A 19,434-nucleotide genomic window follows, 5' to 3' on the forward strand; every position below is an offset into this window, starting at 1 on the left:
GTTTCAACCGAGAGGGAAATGAGATGCGCGACGCGGTCGACCTGATCACCGAGCACTGGCACGCCGCACGGCCGGATGTCGACGTGTCACCGATGGCGATCATCGGCCGGATCAACCGGATATCCCGCGTCCTCGAACAGGAACTGAAGCAGTTCTTCGCAGGTCACGGCCTCGAACGCTGGGAGTTCGACGTACTGGCCACCCTGCGTCGCTCCGGCGGCGAAGCCGGCCTGACCGCGGGCGCGCTCAACCGCGCGGCCATGATCACCTCCGGCGCCATCACCAACCGCATCGACCGCCTGGCCGCGAAGAACCTGGTCCGGCGCGTCCCCTCCCCCGACGACCGCCGCTCGATCTTCGTCCAGCTCACCGCCGAGGGCCGCGAACTCGTCGACCGGCTCCTGCCGCTGCACGTGGCGAACGAGCAGCGCCTGCTCGACGCTTTGGGTGCCACGGATCGCGAGCAACTCGCCGATCTGCTGCGCACCCTGGCGGTGGCACTGAACGACACCACGCTCGATTGAGCGGTGCAGGACTGGCGTAATCGCACAAAACGCGACGTTTTAATCAGTTTTCTGATTTTTCAGAGGCGTTTTGGGTGATTACGCCAGTCACTCCCCGTCGTGCGGGCCGGGTACCGCGCCGTGGCCCGACTGGCTGGGGTCGGGGTGCGTGCCGGGTGACGCGGCCGGATTCGCCGGGCCGTGGACCGGTTCACCCCTGACCTCGGCCTCCGTGGGGACCTGCAAGGCCTGCGGGTCGACAGGTGAGACCACTTGGGGCACAACGGCTTCCGGCGCTTTCAGCTTGGGTCTGCCCGAAGCCGTCGAAGGCAGCTGATCGCCCGCGTCGGGAACGAGCTGGAGCAGTGTGGAGAAGTCGACCACCTGGGCGCCGAGCGTCGGCGTCGCCACGATGACACCGTTGGTGAACATCCGGTACGTGCCCGCCCGTTGCGGCAGCAGCATTTCCGGGCCGATCGGCTCACCCACCGCGCTGTCGGCGCCGCCGATTCGCCGGTACTCGGTGTCGATCACCGACTCGCCCGCCAGTGCCTCGATGGTCAGATCCGGCTCGGCCGGTGCGGCGGGAACCGGTGGGGCGGGGGCGGATTCGACGAGTTCGTCCGGCGCCGGTCCGACCTCGAAGGTCTGGATATCGGCGGGGCGACCGCCGTCGGGAGCGGCCGAGTATTCCGAACGCAGGATCTGTCCGTCGCGCAGCAGCACGGTGCCGGTGGTGGCGGCGACGGCTTCGGTGGAGCGCGAATCCTCTTTCACCGTACCGGGATAGGCCTGGCAGTCGGTGGTATCGCAGGTCTGCGCGTAGGCGTACCGGCTCTCGGCGAGGGCGTAGGAGCGGGCCGCGATCGCCTGTGCGCGTAGGGCTTCGAAGGCACCCTGGTCGGCCCAGTTGGCCTGCATCTCGGCGGGCAGTACGCCGGCGAGGTAGTCGTCGAGATCCACTCGGTTGACGGTTCGGAAGGACTCGCCCTCCAGCGCGACACCGAGCGCGCCGCGATAGGCGGTGCCGCCACAGAGGGTCAGGTGTTCCTCGGCGGGCCGGCCCGCGCCGGGGCCGAGCGGGTAGACGAACGGATCGTCGGTGGCGGCCTGCCACAGGACTTCGCCGTCGCAGCCCGCGGTCACCACCACGTTCGCGCCGCCGTCCGGCAGCGGGGTGAGGTGGGCCGCGTCGCCGGGGCCGATCGTGCGGCCGGCGACCTGCGCGCCCGCGGCGGCGAAGGTGTCGAGGGTGGCGTCGTCCTGCGCTTGGAGCCGGACACCGATCGTTGTCGGGCCGATTTGCCCGAGGTCTGCGCCGGGGTAGTAGTGACCGAGGATTTCCTCGGCCGACCAGCCCGCGCGGGCGTTGTCGAACGCGCCGACCTGGCTCATGCCGCGACCGTGTCCGGCGCCGACGGTGGGCGTGATCTGCCCCGGCAGGATCTGCCACAGCCCGATCGCCCCGGTCAATGCCAGCACAGTGCCGCTGAGCAGCACCGGCATCGGCACGGTCCGGATCATCGGCACGGTCCGGCGACGCTTCCCACGGTCGGTTCTGCGGTTGATCACGGTGTCGGCTCTCATACTGCGCTCCCACGGTTTCGCGGTTCTACCGGCGGAGCTCGCGTCGGCATGTCGTCGTCGCCGAGCGGGATCCGAGGGCTACATTCGAGCAATCACATAAGTCTCGAGTTGAGGTTGAGATGTGTGACGTATGTTAACTAGTGTGATGTGTGAGGTTAGAGGAAGCAAGCATCACATGCACTGAATGCACGAACTGAATTCCGTTCGCGGCCCGCCTCGACCTGGACTGACCAGCCGCCGGAAAACGCCTGCTCGACCCTGATAGGAGTCGCACGTGCGATACCGAAAGCCGAAACGTTCCTACGTGCTCCCGGTGGTCACGACCCTGGTTGTCGCCGCACCGATCGGCGCGTTCGCCCTCAGCGACTCGACCGATTACCGCCGCGCCAACGATTCCCAGGCCACGGCTGTGCCCGCGCAACTGGCCGAGGTGGCGCTGACCTCGGTGCCCGACATCACGATCCCCCTGCGCGACCTGACCGGCCTCGACCTGCCCGACCTACATCTGTCGGACCTGCGGATGTTGCAGCTGCCGCCGTCGATCCAGATCCCCCCTGGATTGCCGGTCCCCCCGGGCGTGGCGCTGCCCACCGAGATCCCGCTGCCGCAGATTCCGACGAAGCCGCAGCCGACCCCGACCCAGCAGGCCACCCCGGGAGCCGCGACTCCGCCTGCCCCCGGCGCCGCAGCACCGCCTGCGCGCCCGCCGGTCCCGAGCACGGCGGTCCCCACCGCACCCCCCGCCGCGCCCCGGGCTCAAGCCCCCGCAGCTCCCGCGCCCGGCGCTCCCGGTGGAGCAGCGGCCCAAGCACCAGCACCTCCTGCACCGGCCGCGCCTGCCCCAGCGCAGGCAGCTCCCGTCCCGGCGGAACCCGCCCCCGCGGCTCCGGCGCCGGCCGCTCCCGTCGCACCTGCCCCCGCGGCCCCGGCCGCTCCCATCGCACCTGCCCCGGAGGCTTCTGCCCCGGCGCAAGCGGCCGCACCAGCGGCACCCGCCCCAACGCAAGCAGTTCCCGGCGCACCCCTCCCGGAAACTCCTGCTCCAGCGCAATCAGCTCCTGCTCCAGCCGCTCAGCCGCCGGCCGGCGCTCCAATCGCCCAAAGTCCTTCCGCCGAAGCGAAATTCATCGCCGACCCGGAAAATCTCGAACCCGGCACCACCCCCGACACCCCCGCCCTCTCCCCGGGCGCGGTCGGCGCCGACGTCATCGACCAGGTGGGCGCGCAGGTCAAGGAACTCACCCAGGAAACCCCGTTCAGCATGGTCGCCCTGACCGCCCGCGACCTTGCGAACACCACCACCAAACTGCGGGCCCGCCAGCAGGACGGTAATTGGGGCCCCTGGTACGACGCCGATCCGATCGACACCAGGGCCACCGACCACACCCCCGCCGACGCGCCCACCGGCACCGAACCGATCTACGTCGGCGAAACCACCGCGGTGCAGATGCTGGTCACCCGCAAGCCCGCCGCGGGCCCCGACCACGACCCGGCCCATCTCACCGACGCCGCACTCAAGGCCGTGTTGATCAATCCGGGCCGGGCGGCGATCGATGCCGCGCTCAACGATGTCGCGGCGGCGCTGCCCGGCGGTGGACCGAAGGTCATCACCCGCGCGCAGTGGGGTGCCGACGAGTCGATCCGCTGCCAGGAACCCACCTACGACGACGGCGTCGGCGGCATCACCGTGCACCACACCGCCGGTCGCAACGACTACAGCCGCTCGGAATCGGCGGGCATCGTCCGCGCGATCTACGCCTATCACGCCGAAACGCTGGGCTGGTGCGACGTCGGCTACAACGCCATGGTCGACCAGTACGGCCAGATCTTCGAGGGCCGCTACGGTGGCCTCGACCGGGCGGTGCAGGGCGCGCACGCGGGCGGTTTCAACGAGAACACCGTCGGTGTGGCGTTGATGGGCAACTACGAGTCCGAGCAGCCGAGCAACGAGGCGATCACCGCGATCGGCAAGTTCATCGGCTGGCGTTCCAAGCTCGCCGGGCTCGATCCCGAGGGCGAGACCACGATGTACTCCGAGGGCACCGAGTTCACCCCGTACGCCCAGGACGAGGCCGTCGAGCTGCCGGTGGTGTTCGCGCACCGCGATGTCGGCAACACCGACTGCCCCGGCGACGCCGCCTACGCGCTGATGGATCGCATCCGTGGCATCGCGGCGGGCAATTCCAACACCTACAGCTCGCCCGCGACCGCACATCGCCCGCCGAGCCAGCAAGCCCGTGCGCCGCAGGGCAATATGGCCGAACTCGGCGCCATGATCGACAAGTTCCTCGGCCTTGCAGGCGACAACGCGATCGCCAAGCACTGGGTCGCCAAGGGCGGGGTCGACGGTCCGCTCGGGGCGCCGCAGTCGGACCTGATGGCGGGTGCGCAGGGACGTCAGTACGCGAAGTTCGCCAACGGTTTCGTCTATTCGGGCGAGGACGGTGAGGTGTTCGAGGTGGTCGGCGCGATCCTCGACCGGTATCTGAGTCTGGGTGCCGACGCGGGCGTCCTCGGGTTGCCCACGGCCAGTTCGTATCTGGTGCCCAACGGTGTGCGCACGGATTTCCAGCACGGGTCGCTGGTGCTCAACGAGCTCACGGGGATCGTGACGACGTTCTGGAAGACCTACGACGAGACCTACAAGCAGGAAATGAACGGGCAGCCGAAGCCGGGGCAGACTGCTCCGACGCTGGGTCTCGCGGTTCCTGCCCCGGCGCCGGGCCAACCTCAGGCCCCGCCCACCGAACCCGCACCTGCCGAACAGGTTCCGGCCGAAGCCCCGCCCGCCGACCAGGCTCCCGCAGAACCGGCTCCGATCGAACCGGCCTCCGAACCCGCCCCGACCGGCTGACCCCGGTCACGGCGAAGAACGGCCGGTGCACCCTCCGAGCGAGGGGCACCGGCCGTTTTATATCGGTTCGACGGCCATTCCGGCGCGGGCTGTGCGCGTGGGGCCTAGCTCCACCAGCGCTCGAGCACCATCGCGACGCCGTCGTCGATGTTGCTGCCGGTCACTTCGTCGGCGGCCGCGCGAGCCTCGGGGTGGGCGTTGCCCATCGCGACTCCGTGACCGGCCATCGTCAGCATCGGCACGTCGTTGGGCATGTCACCGAACGCCACGATCGACGAATTCTCCACCCCGATCCGGCGAGCGACCTCGGCCAGGCCGGACGCCTTCGTCACCTGCGGCACCGCCAATTCGATCAGCCCGCTCTCGGTCGAGTAGGTGATCTCGGCGCGATCACCGATGAGCGGAGCCAGGACGGCGCGCATCTCGGAACTGCGGGCCGAACTGAGCCGGATGAGCATTTTGATCGCCGGAGAATCGATCACCTCGGCGTGCGAAACGACAGTGTCGTCGGGATTGAGCCAGGCGTGTTCGTAGGTGGGCGAGCTGACGAACTGCTGGGTCACCGCGTCGTGCGCGCTCGCCCCGACCCGCTCGGTGGCCAGCCCACAACCGGGTAACGCCCGCTCGGCGACCTCGGCCAACCAGCTCAATGTCTCGACGTCGAGGGTATGGCTCGACAGCACGCGATCGGTGGCGCTGTCGTAGACGACCGCACCGTTTCCGCAGATCGCGAGCGGTGCGTACCCGAGTTCGCTCACGACCGGTTCGATCCAGCGGGGCGGCCGTCCGGTGGCGAGCACGAAGGTCGCGCCGTCGGCGACGAGCGCCCCCACGGCGGCCTTGGTGCGCGCGGAGACCTTGTCGGAGTCGTCGATCAGCGTGCCGTCGACGTCGCTGGCCACCAGCCGCGGTTTCGGGTGCAGGTGCGTCATCCCATCTATCCTGCCGCACGTCGCCACGCGAGGACGCCGGACTGTCCCTATGATCAGGGCCTGATTACCCGATCCAGAGGGGACTGATGACCGGCTTCTTGCTGCGGCGCACACTCAACTATGTTGTGCTCCTTCTGCTGGCATCCTTTTTGACGTTCAGCCTCGCCTCGCTCACCTTCAATCCGCTGGAGAGCCTGGAGCAGCGCAATCCGCGCCCACCGCAGTCGGTGATCGACGCGAAGGCCGAGCAGCTGCACCTGAACGAGCCGATCCCACAGCGCTATCTCACCTGGCTCGCCGGCATCCCGCAAGGGGATTTCGGGACCACCCTGGCCGGGCAGCCGGTGAGCGAGGAACTGGGCAGGCGCGTCGCGGTGAGTCTGCGGTTGCTGATTCTCGGGTCGATCGTCGGCACCGTGCTCGGCGTGCTGATCGGTGCGGCGGGCGCGATCCGGCAGTACAAGTTCAGTGATTACTTCTCTACGGTGCTGTCGCTGCTGATCATCTCGACGCCGATCTTCTTGCTGGCGACGTTGCTGAAATACGGTGCGCTGCAGATCAATACGATGACCGGGTCACAGATCTTCCTTTACACCGGCGAGACCTCGGCTAATCAGATCACCGGGTTCTGGAACCAAATGGTCGACCGCGCACAGCATCTGGTGCTTCCGACCTTAGCGCTGGCCCTGTACGGAATGGCCGGCTACAGCCGCTACCAGCGCAACGCCATGCTCGACGTGCTGCAGAGCGATTTCATCCGAACCGCGAGAGCCAAAGGCCTGACCCGCAATCGGGCCCTCTACAAACACGGTCTGCGCACCGCGCTGATCCCGATGGCCACTCTGTTCGCCTACAGCCTCGGCGGCCTGATCACCGGCGCCACCTTCGTCGAGAAGATCTTCGGCTGGCACGGCGTCGGTGAATGGCTCGTCGATTCGATCAATGCCCAGGACCTCTACGTGGTGGTGACGGTGACGGCGTTCGCCGGGCTGGTGGTGCTGGTGTCGGGGCTGCTCTCCGATGTCGTTCTGGCCCTGCTCGACCCGAGGGTGCGTGTCTCATGACTGAAACCGAACTGATCGTCGTCGGCGCGCCCGAGGTCGCGGCGGCCGGGCGCCGCAAGCTGGTGTGGCGCCGTTTCCTGCGCAACAAGCCGGCCGTGGTCGGCGCGGTGATCCTGTTGCTGCTGCTCGTGGCCAGTTTCGCGCTGCCGCCGCTGCTGCCGTGGGACTACCAGCAGATGGACTACACAGCGCTGATGAAACCGCCGAGCCTCGAGCATCCGTTCGGCACCACCCAGATCGGCCAGGACGTGCTCGCCCAGACGATGCGCGGCCTGCAGAAGTCGCTGATCATCGGTTTCTGTGTGGCCTTCTTCTCCAGCATCATCGCCGCGACGGCGGGCGCGCTGGCCGGACTGCTCGGCGGCTGGACCGACCGCGCCATCATGTGGCTGGTCGACCTGCTGCTGGTGATCCCCGCCTTCATGATCATCGCGCTGTTCGCGCCGCGGACCAAGGGTTCCGGTTCGATCGTGATCCTGATCGTGCTGCTGAGCGTGTTCGGGTGGATGATCGCCGCCCGCATCATCCGCGGCCTCACCCTGAGCCTTCGCGATCGCGAATTCGTCCGCGCCGCACGGTATATGGGCGCGCCGACCCGCACGGTCATCATCAGCCACATCATCCCGAACATCGCCTCGATCCTGATCATCGACACCACCCTCGCGGTAGGCGCGGCGATCAGCGCCGAAACCGGTTTGAGCTTCCTCGGTTTCGGTGTGCAGCCGCCGGATGTGTCGTTGGGTTCGCTGATCGCGGCGGGCACCAAGTCGGCGCTCACCTTCCCGTGGTTGTTCCTGTTCGCCGGTGGCATCCTGATCACAATCGTGTTGTGCGCCAACCTCGTTGGCGACGGCTTGCGTGACGCGTTCGACCCCGGTGCCCGTGGTGCGCGTAAGGCCCGCAAGGAGGTCGCCGAGCACAAAGATGAGGCGCAGGTGGAGTTGAAGAAAGCCGAGAAGCGATGACCGCGTCGACCGCACCCCTGCTCGAGGTCACCGACCTGCGGGTCTCGTTCCCCGGCGAGGAAGGCCGCGTCGAGGCCGTGCGCGGGGTGAATTACACCGTCGCCGACGGCGAGGTGCTGGCGATCGTCGGCGAATCGGGTTCCGGCAAGTCGGTTTCCTCGCTCGCGGTGATCGGCCTGCTGCCCGAACAGGCTCGGGTGCAGGGCTCGGTGCGCCTGCGCGGCCGCGAGCTGCTCGGCCTCGGCGACAAGCAGATGTCGAAGCTGCGTGGTTCGTCGATCAGCATGGTCTTCCAGGACCCGTTGTCGGCGCTGACACCGGTCTATCGCGTCGGCGATCAAATCGCGGAAGCCCTACTCGCACACGGGAAGATGGGCCGCAAGGAGGCGGGCGAGCGCGCGATCGAGCTGCTCGAGCTCGTCGGTATCGCCGACGCGCGCGCCCGGTCGAGGGCGTTCCCGCACGAGTTCTCCGGCGGTATGCGTCAGCGCGTGGTGATCGCGATGGCCATCGCCAACGACCCCGCCCTGATCATCTGCGACGAACCGACCACCGCGCTCGACGTGACGGTGCAGGCACAGATCCTCGCGCTGTTGCGCAAGGCGCGCGACATCACCGGCGCGGGCGTCATCATGATCACCCACGACATGGGCATCGCGGCCACCGTCGCCGACCGGGTCGCGGTGATGTACGCGGGCAAGATCGTCGAAACAGCGCCTGTCACAGAGCTTTTCGCGGCTCCCCGGATGCCCTACACCGTCGGCCTGCTCGGTTCCATCCCCCGGATGGACGGGCCGCCGCGCACCCCGCTGATCCCGATTCTCGGCGCGCCACCGGCCATGCACGCCCTGCCGCGCGGCTGCTCGTTCGCGCCGCGCTGCCCGGTCGCGATCGACGACTGCACCGCTGCCGAACCGCCGCTGGAGAAGGTGAGCCCGGGGCACTCGGTGGCCTGCATCCGCACCGCCGAGGTCGGAACCCACCAGCTCTTCGAGGCCTACCGCAAGGAAATCCCGACCCCCGCGCACCCCGACCGCACCGACGACGAGGTGGTCCTGCGCGTCACCGACCTGGTGAAAACCTTCCCCCTCACCTCGGGTGTGCTGCTGCGCCGACGCACCGGCGAGGTTCGTGCGGTCGACGGCATCAGCTTCTCGGTGCGCGCGGGCCGCACCCTCGCGCTGGTCGGCGAATCCGGTTCGGGCAAGTCGACCACCCTGTCGCAGATCATGGACCTGGTGCGCCCGCAGTCGGGCAGCATCGAGGTCCTCGGCAACGACGTCGCCACCCTCACCAAGGCGAGCACCCGCGAGATCCGCCGCAAGATGCAGATCGTCTTCCAGGACCCCAGCTCCTCCCTCGACCCGCGGCTGCCGATCTTCGACGTGCTCGCCGAGCCGCTGCGCATCGACGGCCGGTCCCGCGAGGAGGTCAACCGACGGGTGCCGGAGTTGTTGCGGCAGGTCGGATTACGACCCGAACACGCCGACCGCTACCCGTCGGACTTCTCCGGCGGCCAGAAGCAGCGCATCAGCATCGCGCGCGCTCTGGCGCTGGACCCGCAGCTGCTCGTGCTCGACGAACCGGTGTCCTCGCTGGACGTGTCGATTCAGGCGGGCGTGCTCAACCTGCTGCGCGACCTACAGGCCGAGCACGGACTGTCGTACCTGTTCGTCTCCCACGACCTGTCGGTGGTACGCAATCTCGCCCACGACATCGCGGTGATGCTGCAAGGCAAGATCGTCGAATCCGGCCCGGCGGAGCGGATTTTCGCCGATCCTCAGCACGAGTACACGCGCTCGCTCATCGCGGCCGTGCCCGAACCCGTCGTCAGCGGCTGAGAACGTCGGTCCCGCCGAAAGAGGAGGCGTCATGAGAATCCGTCGAAGGCAAGCAGGCGGCCGAATGCGCTGTGCTGCCGTGGTGGTGGCGGCCGGGATGCTCGTGGCGGGCTGTAGTGGAGGTGACGAGTCGGCCACCGGGTTGACCGACTCGATCGGTGCCACCAGCGACGTCAACCCCAAGGGCACCGACGAGCTGCGCGAGGGCGGCAACCTGCGGCTGGCGACCACCTCCTATCCAGCGAACTGGAACACCCTGTCCAATGACGGAAACGACGGCGAGATCGGCGAGATCGTGCGCCCGATGCTGCCGCGTTCCTTCGAGATCGACGCGGCGGGCCAGCTCAGCGTTGACACCGATTACTTCACCGATGTCACCCTGACCAGCTCTGATCCCATGCGGGTGACGTACACGATCAACCCGAAGGCCGTCTGGTCTGATGGTTCGCCGATCACCTGGGAAGACCTCGCCGCCCAAGCGCACGCGTTGAGCGGGCGCGACAAGAGCTATCTGATCGCGATCACCAACGGCTTCGAGTTCGTCGACAAGGTGGAACGCGGCACCGACGACCGGCAGGCGATCCTCACCTTCAGCAAGCCCTACGCCGACTGGCGCGGCCAGTTCGCCGGCAACTCGGCGCTCTACCCGAAGTCGGTGACCAGCACCCCCGAGGCATTCAACACCAGCCTCGCCGAGGCGATCACCCTCACCGCAGGGCCGTTCATCGTCAGCGCCACCGATCGCGCTCAGGGCCGAATCACCTTGGGCCACAACCCGAAATGGTGGGGCGACAAGCCGGCCCTCGACACCATCACCTACAGCGTCCTCGACCGCTCGTCCTGGGTGCAGGCCCTGCAGAACAACGAGCTCGACCTGGTCCGCCTGCAGACCATCGACGATGTGAAGACCGTGCGCGGCACCGAAGGCCTCGTCGTCCGCCGGGCGCCGGGAAACCGCTGGCGCCACATCACCTTCAACGGAGCCCCCGGCTCCATCCTCGAAGATCCCGGTGTGCGCGTGGCGATCTCGAAGGCCATCGACCGCGTCGGCATCGCCAACGCCATTCAGAACGGGCTCGTCGAAGACCCCAAGCCGCTGAACAATCACGTCTTCGTGCAGGGCCAGAAGGGCTACCAGGACAACAGCCTCGGCTCCGACCCCGCCGCTGCCGCCAAGGAACTCGACGCCCTCGGCTGGAAGCTCAACGGTGAAGTACGCGAAAAGGACGGCCGCAAACTCGTCATCCGCGACGTCATGTACAACGACCCCACCTGGGTCCAGGTCGCCCAGATCATCCAGCAGAACCTGGCTGCCATCGGCGTCGGCCTGACCATCGACACCAAGCCCGCCGCAGGCCTTTTCACCGACGTGATCCAACCCGGCGACTTCGACGCCGCCCAATACGTCTACCAGGGCGACCCCTTCCCCCTGAGCAGCATCCGCCAGATCTACTACTACGACCCCACCGACCTCCAGTCCAACTACGGCCGAATCGGCTCCCCCGAACTCAACGCCCTCATCGAACAAACCCTCACCGAACTGGACCCCCAGAAGTCCATCGACCTCGCAAACCAGGTCGACCGCAAGGTATTCGAAGAAGGCCACTCCCTTCCCCTGACCCAGGACGCAGGCAATTTCGGCGCCCGAACCACCCTCGCCAACATCGGTTCCCCGGGTTTGGCAACGTACGACTACACGAAGATCGGATTCACGAAATGACCACAGCTACTTACGCCAGGCGGCTGCGCCGGGCCGGTTTCCGCATCGCGGTACCTGTTTTCGCATTGACGTTGGTGCTCGGTGGTTGTGGGTCCGAGGACAGTTCGCAAATCGGGGCAAGCTCCCTCGGCACGGTGAACGACATCAACCCCAAGGATGTGAGCGAACTGCAGGAGGGCGGCAATTTCCGCCTGGCACTGACTTCGTTCCCCGAGACCTTCAACTCGGACCACGTCGACGCGAGCAGCGACGTGTCCGATGTCGTCGGATGGACGCTGCCGGGCACCGTGACAGCGAACGCCGCGGGCGAATTGTCGGTCGATCATGACTACTTCACCGATATCCAGCTCACCGGCACCGAGCCTCAGCAGGTGACCTACACGATCAACCCGAAGGCCGTCTGGTCCGATGGATCGCCGATTACCTGGGAGGACATGCGGTCCCAAGCTCAGGCGCTCAGTGGCAAGGACGTCGCCTACCAGGTTCGCGGTACCGACGGCTTCGACCGGGTGGAGAAGGTCGAACGCGGTGTCGACGATCGACAAGCTGTTGTCACCTTCGCGAAGCACTATGCCGAGTGGCAAGGCATGTTCAATCCGTTCTACCCGAAGGTGGCCACCGAATCTCCGACGGCCTTCGAGAACTGGGCACGCAACAGCCTGCCACTATCCTCGGGCCCTTTCGTCATCAGCTCGATCGATCGCGCGCAACAACGCATCACGCTGAACCGGAATCCGAAGTGGTGGGGCAATACTCCGAAGCTGGATTCGGTCACCTTCGCGGTACTCGACTATTCAGCGCGTATCGCCGCACTGCAGAACAACGAGCTCGATGCTGCCACTGTCTCGGGCATCGATGAGATCTCCACCGCCGCTGGATCACCGGGCCTGGTTGTACGGCGCGCCCCTTCGCCGAGGTTCTCACACTTCACCTTCAACGGTGCTCCCGGTGCCTTGCTCGAAGACCCGCAGTTGCGCATCGCCATTTCCAAGGCGATCGATCGTCAGGGCATTGCCAACGCCACACAGAACGGCGTTGTCGCGAACCCGGAGCCCCTGAACAATCACATCTTTATGAAGGGGCAGAAGGGCTACCAGGACAATTCCGCTGCGGTCGCGTACGACCCGCAGGCAGCGGCCAAGATGCTCGATGACCTCGGCTGGAAGCTAAACGGTGATGTCCGGGAGAAGGACGGCCGCAAGCTCGAACTGCGCGATGTGATGTACCAGCAGGACGCGTGGGTCCAGATTGCCCAGATCGCCCAGCAGAACCTCGCCGCGGTCGGTGTCAAACTCATCATCCAACCGGTGCCGGGCAATGGTTTGTTCAAGGACGTTGTCGACCCTGGCAACTTCGATATCGTCCAGTTCACCTGGTCCGGCGGCATCCTGCCGCTCGGTGCCCTCCCGCAGATCTACGCCTACGACCCGAACAACCGACTCAGCAACAAGGGCCGCATCGGTAATCCCGAGCTCAACGCGCTGATCGAAGAGACTGTCGCCGAACTCGATCCGGAGAAGGCGATCGAATTGGCCAACAAGGCCGATCGGATGATCTTCGAAGAAGGCTTCTCCCTGCCGATCGTGCAGTCGCCCGGCGCGGTCGCGGTGCGTTCTACGCTGGCCAACTACGGCGCATTCGGTCTGGCGTCCACCGACCTGACCAAGGTCGGCTTCGTCAAGTAGAACTCCGCCACGCGCGGAAAGGAAGGACCACCATGCGAATCAGCTCGCTTGGCACCCGCTTTGCCATTCCGTGCGTGGCGATCGGCCTGATCCTGTCAGGCTGTTCCTCCGACAACGGCGTCACACCGGGCACCTCCACCATCGGCAGCACCAATGACATCAACCCCCACGATGTGGCGGATCTGCGCGATGGCGGCAACCTGCGTCTGGTGTTGAGCTCATTTCCGGAGACGTTCAATTACCTGCAGGTAGACGGCAGCAGTGAAAGCACCGGCGACGTGATCGAGCCGCTGCTGCCGTCGCCGTACACCAGCAATGCCGCCGGTGAGCTGGCGATCAATCACGACTACTTCACTGACATCCAGCTCACCGGCACCAGCCCACAGCAGGTGACGTACACGATCAATCCGAAGGCCGTGTGGACCGATGGGACGCCGATCACCTGGGAGGATCTGCGTTCGCAGGCCGCGGCGCAGAGTGGGCGTGATCCGGCGTATCTGATCGCGGCCACCAGTGGGTTCGAGCGGGTGGAGAAGGTCGAGCGTGGTGTCGACGACCGGCAGGCGATCGTCACGTTCGCCCAGCCCTATGCCGAGTGGCAGGGCCAGTTCAGTCCGCTGTATCCGAAGGCGAGCACCGAGTCCGCGGCGGCGTTCAACGACCGTGATCGCAACGGTCTCGCGGTGAGTTCGGGTCCGTTCCAGATCAGTGCGCTCGATCGTGGTCAGAATCGGATCACCTTGTCCCGCAACCCTTCCTGGTGGGGTGCGACGCCGAAACTCGACACGATCACCTTCAGCGTGCTCGACAGTTCGGCGTGGCTGCCCGCGATCCAGAACAACGAACTCGACATCGCCTACATGTCGGGGATCGAAAACGTCACCGGCGCAAAGCAAGCGGCCGGCGTTGTGCTGCGGCGGACGCCGGAACCCAGCTGGTCGCACATCACTTTCAACGGTGCGCCCGGTTCGCTGCTGGAGGATCCGCAGGTGCGGGTCGCGATCTCCAAGGCGATCGACCGGCAGGGCATCGTCAACGCCTCCCAGAACGGCGTCGTCGACGATCCGAAGCCGCTCAATAATCACATCTTCATGAAGGGTCAAAAGGGGTACCAGGACAATTCGGCCCCGATCTCGTTCGATCCCGCCGCTGCGGCGAAGATGCTCGACGACCTGGGCTGGAAGCTCAACGGCGACGTACGGGAGAAGGACGGTCGCCGGCTCGAGCTCCGCGATGTGATGTACCAGCAGGACGGTTGGGTGCAGACCGCGCAGATCGTGCAGCAGAACCTGGCCCAGATCGGTGTGAAGCTGAACATCCAAACTGTGCCGGGCAGTGGTCTTTTCAAGGACGTGATCGATCCCGGCAATTTCGAACTGGCGCAATTCTCCTGGGGCGGCAGCGTTCTCCCGCTCGGCGCGCTGCCGCAGATCTACGCCTACGATCCGAACAACCTGCAGTCCAACAAAGCTCGGATCGGATCGCCGGAACTCAATGCGCTGATCGAGCGCACCGTGGCCGAGCTCGACGCCGACAAGGCGCGCGAGCTCGCCAACCAATGCGATCAGATGATCTTCGCCGAAGGCTATTCGATTCCGCTGCACCAGGCTTCGGGCACCTACGCGGTGCGCGAGAACCTGGCGAATTACGGCGCGTTCGGTCTCGCCTCGGCCGATTACACCAAGGTCGGCTTCCTGAAGTGAGTTCCGGTCCGGTGCGCGCGCTCACCTATCCGCTGCTCGTCACGAGTGGCACCCTCGCGGTCGTTGCCGCGTGGGTGCCGTTCGCGGATATCGATCAGCTGAGTGCGCTCGCTGTGGTCGCGCTTGGTGTTCTCGCCTATACCGCGTATCAGCTGGGCCTTGCCTTCGGCGTTTTCCCGACCGGGCTCGTCGCGACCGGTGCGGTGGGTGGGCGGCGGGTTCGGCAGCAGTTTCGGCTGGTCAGTCGGTCGTGGTTGGAGATAAGTAGTGGGGATCGGATGGTGTGGTTGCCGGTTTTCTATGATCCGGATTTATCCACATTCGTCCCCAGTGAGTTGGAACTGGCCGGGCGGGCCGTTCTCGATGGCGAGGCTCGTTTTTACCCTTCGGGCCGGGTTCGGACGTCCGAGCCAGCGGGCAAACTCGTCGACAATCCGTCCCGGCCTTCCGAGCCGCCGGTCTACGGGATCGGTCGGCGCCTGATTCTCGACGTGCAGTCGGCGATCGGCGCGCCGCTGGTGGGCCTGCTCTGGGTTTATGTCATGAACGGCGGCCTCGGCGCTTTCGTGGCCACCACCACGGTCGCCGCGGCCACGTTCACCTGGCTTTCCGCCATCCGGGGCTCCGACCCCAGCTGAACTCTCAATTCGATCGCGTGTCTATTCCTGCGGTGAACATGAATCCGCTAACCGGGGTCACTCCGCGAACCGCTGTTCGTGCTCGCCCAAACCCCTGATCAACGCGATGAGCCGCTGGTGTGACCGATCGAAGACGCCACGCATGTCGCCGGCCAGCCGGACCTGTAGTTGAGGATCCTGAATCAGCGTCCTGATCTGGTGGAGCTCAGGTAGATCGAGAGGACCGCGATGGCATTGCCGATCTTGTGGGCGCCTGCGGGTGCAGTGTCGTAGTCATACATCTCGACCAGATCGAAATGGCTCTCGTACAGCTCCTCGAGGAGTTGCGGCGCGTCACTCCATTCGAGCATCGTCCGCAGGTCGACCGCGTCCTTCGTGCTGGTCCAATGCCGATCGTGCCAGGCGACCAGTTTTAGCAGCACTTGGGCGGCGATGGAGGGAATCCGAACCATCAGTCGGCCAGGGAGCAATACCGTCTCGGCAGACCCGAACGCTTCGCGAAATCCCAGCGTGTTCATCGTGAAGTCGCCCGGCCAAGCCACAGTCCGGTCGGCGCGTTCGATCGCACCGCAGGGGATGATGTCGACCGGTATGCCAGCGATCGTGATCCGGTGCGAAAGCCGACCTCGATCGCCGAACATCGACCCGAGCTGCCACACTTCTTCCCAGTTGGCTACGCCGACGGCGATATCCACATCGTGAGTTGCCCGTTCGGGAGTCACACCGGTAATGCTGTGCGCCCGCATATTCCGGGCTGTTGCGCCGACAACGAGGAACTCGACTCCGGTCCGGCTCGCGACCGCGTCCAATTCTCGAAGGACTGTTGCGGCGACATTGATCTCAGGATCTGTCGATTTCGACAAGTCGAGGGTCACCGCTTCTGATCCTTTCAGCATGAGCGCGTTGGCGAGCATCGCCCGATGTCCACATGTCGGCATAGATCAAAGTGCTTGGCACCAGCGGCTCGAGCGGTTCAGTCGGGGTCCAAAACCGCTGTCGAATAATCACATTCGGTTCACCATCGACTCGGCGCCACCGGCGCTCAGCGGCCAGTACTCGAGGCAGGGCGTCCACATAGAGGATGCCTGTCGAAGAGCGAAGCTCGGTATCCAGTTTTGAACCCGCCGCTTCACCGCCTAGTTGCGCTCTCTCTCCGATAAGGGCGGCCCTCGCTTCCAACCACCAGGCATTGGAGTTGTCGGTGAAATCCGCCAGGCTGATCCGTGGCACCACAGCAGTGGAAAAGGACTCTGTCCAGCGGTCCAGCAGCTCGCGCCCATTCAGAAGCTGCCGTCGTCCACCGACTGTCACAACGTAGCCACTACGTTCCAGCTCGCTCATGACGATCTGCGTGGTGCCGAGTGACACCCCACTACGTTCGGCAATGGACCGCAAAGGCGTGTTGATCGCATCGCTCCAGCTGAGCAGCGTGAACAGCACCTTCGCACCTGCAGGACTGAACGCCCGAGGAGCGCGAGCAGACGCTGGTCTCGCGGTGGAGCGCGCTGAATTGCCCACGACGGATACATACAGCGACGGCCAAGTGAGAGTCATGTTGCCGACTGTGTCTACGAAGTCGATCTCGTGGCGCTGTAGAACTTCTGCCGCCTCGCGCGAAATATGCGGTGCTACCAAGAGCAGGGGTAATTCGGTCGACCGCAGCGCACGAGCGCCTGAACTGGTGATTCGGCGTCGGATTTCAACGGCATATGTTCGATTACCGCGAGAGCCCGCATCCAGTCGTGCGATCAGATCCGAACCGGCGCCAGGCCGCTCGGTCGTTTCCAACGTCTCGAAGGACACTCCACGGCCATCGAGATGGTGTCTCGCCGCGTCGAGGATGTTCATCATTCCTTGGCGTTCATTCAAGGTGAACATGGGTCAATAATGAACGTTCGACTCACGGTACGCAAGCCCGAATAGCAGCCATCTGGTCTGACCACTTGACCTCTTACCGCTGAGGGCGCAGTATCGGGGTATGGCGTGGACTCCCGTGGTGAAGCGGTCGGTTTCCGGTGATGTGTTCGAGCAGATCGCCGCCGAGGTGCTGGGTGGGGAGTTAGTGGCGGGGAGCACGCTGCCTAGTGAGCGGCAGTTGGCGGAGGCGTTGGGGGTTTCGCGGCCTGCGGTGCGGGAGGCTTTGCAGCGGTTGGCCGCGGCGGGGCTGGTTGCCGTTCGGCAGGGGGAAGCGACGACGGTGCTCGATTATCGGCGGAGTGCGGGGCTGGAAGTGCTTCCGCGACTGTTGCTTCGGGGAGATTCGATTGATCCCGCTGTCGCGCGCAGCATTCTCGAGGCGCGGCTGCACAATGGGCCCAAGATCGCTGAACTCGCCGCTGCGCGGGTGGGGAAGGCGGCCACCGGTCGGGCCGATCCCGGCATCGAGGGCGCAGTGGCGAAGCTAAGTGAATCGGTCGATTCCCTTGCCGCCGAGGCAGATCCACTCGCCCAGCAAGTGATCGCGCTCGAATTCTGGGACCACATCCTCGATCTCGCCGATTCGATCGCCTTCCGGCTGATGTATTCCATGCTGCGCGCCGCCTACGAACCCGCCTTGGCCGCGCTGGCGCCGATCATGTCCGCCGAAGTGGGCAATGCCGACGCCTATCGAGACCTGGCCGCCGCGATCGCCGCGGGCGAGCCGGAACGGGCCGCCGACACCGCCCGAGCACTGCTCGAGCCGACGACCACCGCCCTCATCCATGCCCTCGACGGGGCGTGATCCACCTTAGGGAAACACCATGATGAAAGACCGTCCGACAACGTCGTCGCACGACACCGCCGCCGGCGACCACAGCCCCACCGACCAGGCGACGGCCGACTCGGCGCAGAACGCGCGCCCGACGAGAAGTCGTGCCACCCCCCGCGCGATACGCCGGAGCCTGACGTTGCCCGCAGCGGCGCGGGAGTTCCTGCGCCACCCGTCCCCGTGGATGATCGCCACGGTATTCGTCGCAGCCCTGGCGGCGCGCCTCGCGAGCGGGGACTGGCAGCCCACCGACGCCCTGGCCCCCCTGGTGATTCTCGCCGCGTTCCCGATCATCGAATGGGTCATTCACGTCACCGTCCTGCATTGGCGCCCAAGGCATCTCGGCCCGGTGACCATCGACAGCGAGCTCGCCCGAAAACACCGCGAACACCACGTCGACCCCCGCGACATCCCGCTGATCTTCATCCCGCCGAAGTCGCTGCTGCTCACGATCATCGCCCTGGTCGCGATCGCCCTACTCGGCTTTCCCCGTACAGGCCTCGGCCTCACCTTCCTCCTCACCATCACCGCCCTCGGCCTGCTCTATGAGTGGACCCATTACCTGATCCACACCGACTACAAGCCGAAACACGCTCTCTACCGCGCAATTTGGCGCAATCACCGCCACCACCACTACAAGAACGAGCACTACTGGTTCACCGTGACCACCTCCGGCACCGCCGACCGCCTACTCGGCACCGCCCCGGACCCGGCCACCACTCCGACTTCCCCCACCGCACGCAACCTCCACTCCGCCTAGAAACAACCCGGTTCGCACCATCACGCGAACCGGGTTTCTTCTTGACACGCTTATACCCTAGGGGGGTATGGTACCGATCACGAGAAGTTCTCGGTCGAAAGGACGAAGTCGTGACTTGTCGCTGGCCTTCATTCCCTCGCTCGGCACCGCGATCTCGGCGGCTCGTCCCGAGGAAGGCGGGCTGGCTTCGGGCATCGTCAATGTCAGTTACCAGGTGGGTTCGGCGCTCGGGCTGGCCGCTATGACGGCGGTGGCTGCCGCGTTCGGCGCTGGCGAGCTCGGCGACCCCTCGGCGCTGACCGATGGCTACTCCGCGGCCTTCCTGGGTGCGGGGGTGCTGGCGCTGGCAGGCGCGGGCATCACCGCTGTGGTCATGCGCACGCCAACCGAGGTCGACGCGAACGTTTGACAACGTACCCTAGGGGGGTATGGT

The 19,434-nt window shown here is 65.8% G+C and carries 15 protein-coding genes and 1 pseudogene; 12 read left to right on the forward strand and 4 right to left on the reverse strand.

What is annotated here, in order from left to right; all coding sequences use genetic code 11:
- The first annotated feature begins 23 nt into the window (after nucleotides 1-23).
- A complete protein-coding gene (locus ACFWUP_RS20140; protein WP_379236395.1) occupies nucleotides 24-524 on the forward strand; it encodes a MarR family winged helix-turn-helix transcriptional regulator in 501 nt (166 codons plus the stop codon).
- A gap of 87 nt (nucleotides 525-611) precedes the next feature.
- Here the strand turns inward: ACFWUP_RS20140 and ACFWUP_RS20145 are convergent, their stop codons facing one another.
- On the reverse strand, nucleotides 612-2,090 hold the full coding sequence (locus ACFWUP_RS20145; RefSeq protein ID WP_379236397.1) for a SpoIID/LytB domain-containing protein: 1,479 nt from the start codon (nucleotides 2,088-2,090) through the stop codon (nucleotides 612-614).
- A gap of 274 nt (nucleotides 2,091-2,364) precedes the next feature.
- On the opposite strand from ACFWUP_RS20145, the gene ACFWUP_RS20150 reads away from it, so the two are divergent.
- Nucleotides 2,365-4,944, forward strand: coding sequence for an N-acetylmuramoyl-L-alanine amidase (locus ACFWUP_RS20150; RefSeq protein ID WP_379236399.1), 2,580 nt, complete (start codon nucleotides 2,365-2,367; stop codon nucleotides 4,942-4,944).
- Between the two features lie 104 nt (nucleotides 4,945-5,048).
- On the opposite strand, the gene ACFWUP_RS20155 is transcribed toward ACFWUP_RS20150, so the two are convergent.
- On the reverse strand, nucleotides 5,049-5,876 hold the full coding sequence (locus ACFWUP_RS20155; protein ID WP_379236401.1) for an HAD family hydrolase: 828 nt from the start codon (nucleotides 5,874-5,876) through the stop codon (nucleotides 5,049-5,051).
- Between the two features lie 86 nt (nucleotides 5,877-5,962).
- Here ACFWUP_RS20155 and ACFWUP_RS20160 point away from each other — a divergent pair, with 86 nt between their 5' ends.
- From ACFWUP_RS20160 to ACFWUP_RS20190, 7 genes are read left to right on the forward strand one after another with little or no spacing between them, the layout of a single operon-like run.
- On the forward strand, nucleotides 5,963-6,940 hold the full coding sequence (locus ACFWUP_RS20160) for an ABC transporter permease (protein WP_379236403.1): 978 nt from the start codon (nucleotides 5,963-5,965) through the stop codon (nucleotides 6,938-6,940).
- Complete coding sequence (locus tag ACFWUP_RS20165; protein ID WP_379236405.1) at nucleotides 6,937-7,905, forward strand: ABC transporter permease subunit; 969 nt, start codon at nucleotides 6,937-6,939, stop codon at nucleotides 7,903-7,905. The genes ACFWUP_RS20160 and ACFWUP_RS20165 overlap by 4 nt, the downstream gene beginning before the upstream one ends.
- Nucleotides 7,902-9,746, forward strand: a complete 1,845-nt coding sequence (locus ACFWUP_RS20170; RefSeq protein WP_379236407.1) for a dipeptide ABC transporter ATP-binding protein — start codon at nucleotides 7,902-7,904, stop codon at nucleotides 9,744-9,746. Before ACFWUP_RS20165 ends, ACFWUP_RS20170 begins: the two co-directional genes overlap by 4 nt.
- A 31-nt stretch (nucleotides 9,747-9,777) precedes the next feature.
- Entirely contained in the window at nucleotides 9,778-11,466 is a 1,689-nt protein-coding gene (locus ACFWUP_RS20175) for an ABC transporter family substrate-binding protein (RefSeq protein ID WP_379236409.1), read from the forward strand.
- Nucleotides 11,463-13,151 carry an ABC transporter family substrate-binding protein gene (locus ACFWUP_RS20180; RefSeq protein WP_379236411.1) on the forward strand — a complete coding sequence of 563 codons (1,689 nt, stop codon included), beginning with the start codon at nucleotides 11,463-11,465 and terminating at the stop codon, nucleotides 13,149-13,151. Before ACFWUP_RS20175 ends, ACFWUP_RS20180 begins: the two co-directional genes overlap by 4 nt.
- A 32-nt stretch (nucleotides 13,152-13,183) precedes the next feature.
- Complete coding sequence (locus ACFWUP_RS20185; RefSeq protein WP_379236413.1) at nucleotides 13,184-14,854, forward strand: ABC transporter family substrate-binding protein; 1,671 nt, start codon at nucleotides 13,184-13,186, stop codon at nucleotides 14,852-14,854.
- A gap of 11 nt (nucleotides 14,855-14,865) precedes the next feature.
- A complete protein-coding gene (locus ACFWUP_RS20190; protein ID WP_379236415.1) occupies nucleotides 14,866-15,492 on the forward strand; it encodes a hypothetical protein in 627 nt (208 codons plus the stop codon).
- A gap of 182 nt (nucleotides 15,493-15,674) precedes the next feature.
- On the opposite strand, the gene ACFWUP_RS20195 is transcribed toward ACFWUP_RS20190, so the two are convergent.
- Both ACFWUP_RS20195 and ACFWUP_RS20200 read right to left on the reverse strand, forming a co-directional pair.
- On the reverse strand, nucleotides 15,675-16,367 hold the full coding sequence (locus ACFWUP_RS20195; protein ID WP_379236417.1) for a hypothetical protein: 693 nt from the start codon (nucleotides 16,365-16,367) through the stop codon (nucleotides 15,675-15,677).
- A complete protein-coding gene (locus ACFWUP_RS20200) occupies nucleotides 16,333-17,370 on the reverse strand; it encodes a type IV toxin-antitoxin system AbiEi family antitoxin (RefSeq protein WP_379236419.1) in 1,038 nt (345 codons plus the stop codon). Before ACFWUP_RS20200 ends, ACFWUP_RS20195 begins: the two co-directional genes overlap by 35 nt.
- A 100-nt stretch (nucleotides 17,371-17,470) precedes the next feature.
- Here ACFWUP_RS20200 and ACFWUP_RS20205 point away from each other — a divergent pair, with 100 nt between their 5' ends.
- From ACFWUP_RS20205 to ACFWUP_RS20215, 3 genes and pseudogenes are all read left to right on the forward strand, one after another.
- Nucleotides 17,471-18,214: a FadR/GntR family transcriptional regulator gene (locus tag ACFWUP_RS20205; RefSeq protein ID WP_379236421.1), complete on the forward strand. Its 744-nt coding sequence runs from the start codon at nucleotides 17,471-17,473 to the stop codon at nucleotides 18,212-18,214.
- Between the two features lie 19 nt (nucleotides 18,215-18,233).
- Nucleotides 18,234-19,001 carry a sterol desaturase family protein gene (locus ACFWUP_RS20210; RefSeq protein WP_379236423.1) on the forward strand — a complete coding sequence of 256 codons (768 nt, stop codon included), beginning with the start codon at nucleotides 18,234-18,236 and terminating at the stop codon, nucleotides 18,999-19,001.
- A gap of 115 nt (nucleotides 19,002-19,116) precedes the next feature.
- Nucleotides 19,117-19,410, forward strand: a pseudogene (locus tag ACFWUP_RS20215) (MFS transporter); the annotation flags it as partial.
- Nucleotides 19,411-19,434: the final 24 nt, after the last annotated feature.

The sequence above is a fragment of the Nocardia sp. NPDC058658 genome (assembly GCF_042716665.1).
In the GTDB taxonomy this organism is placed as follows: Bacteria; Actinomycetota; Actinomycetes; order Mycobacteriales; family Mycobacteriaceae; genus Nocardia.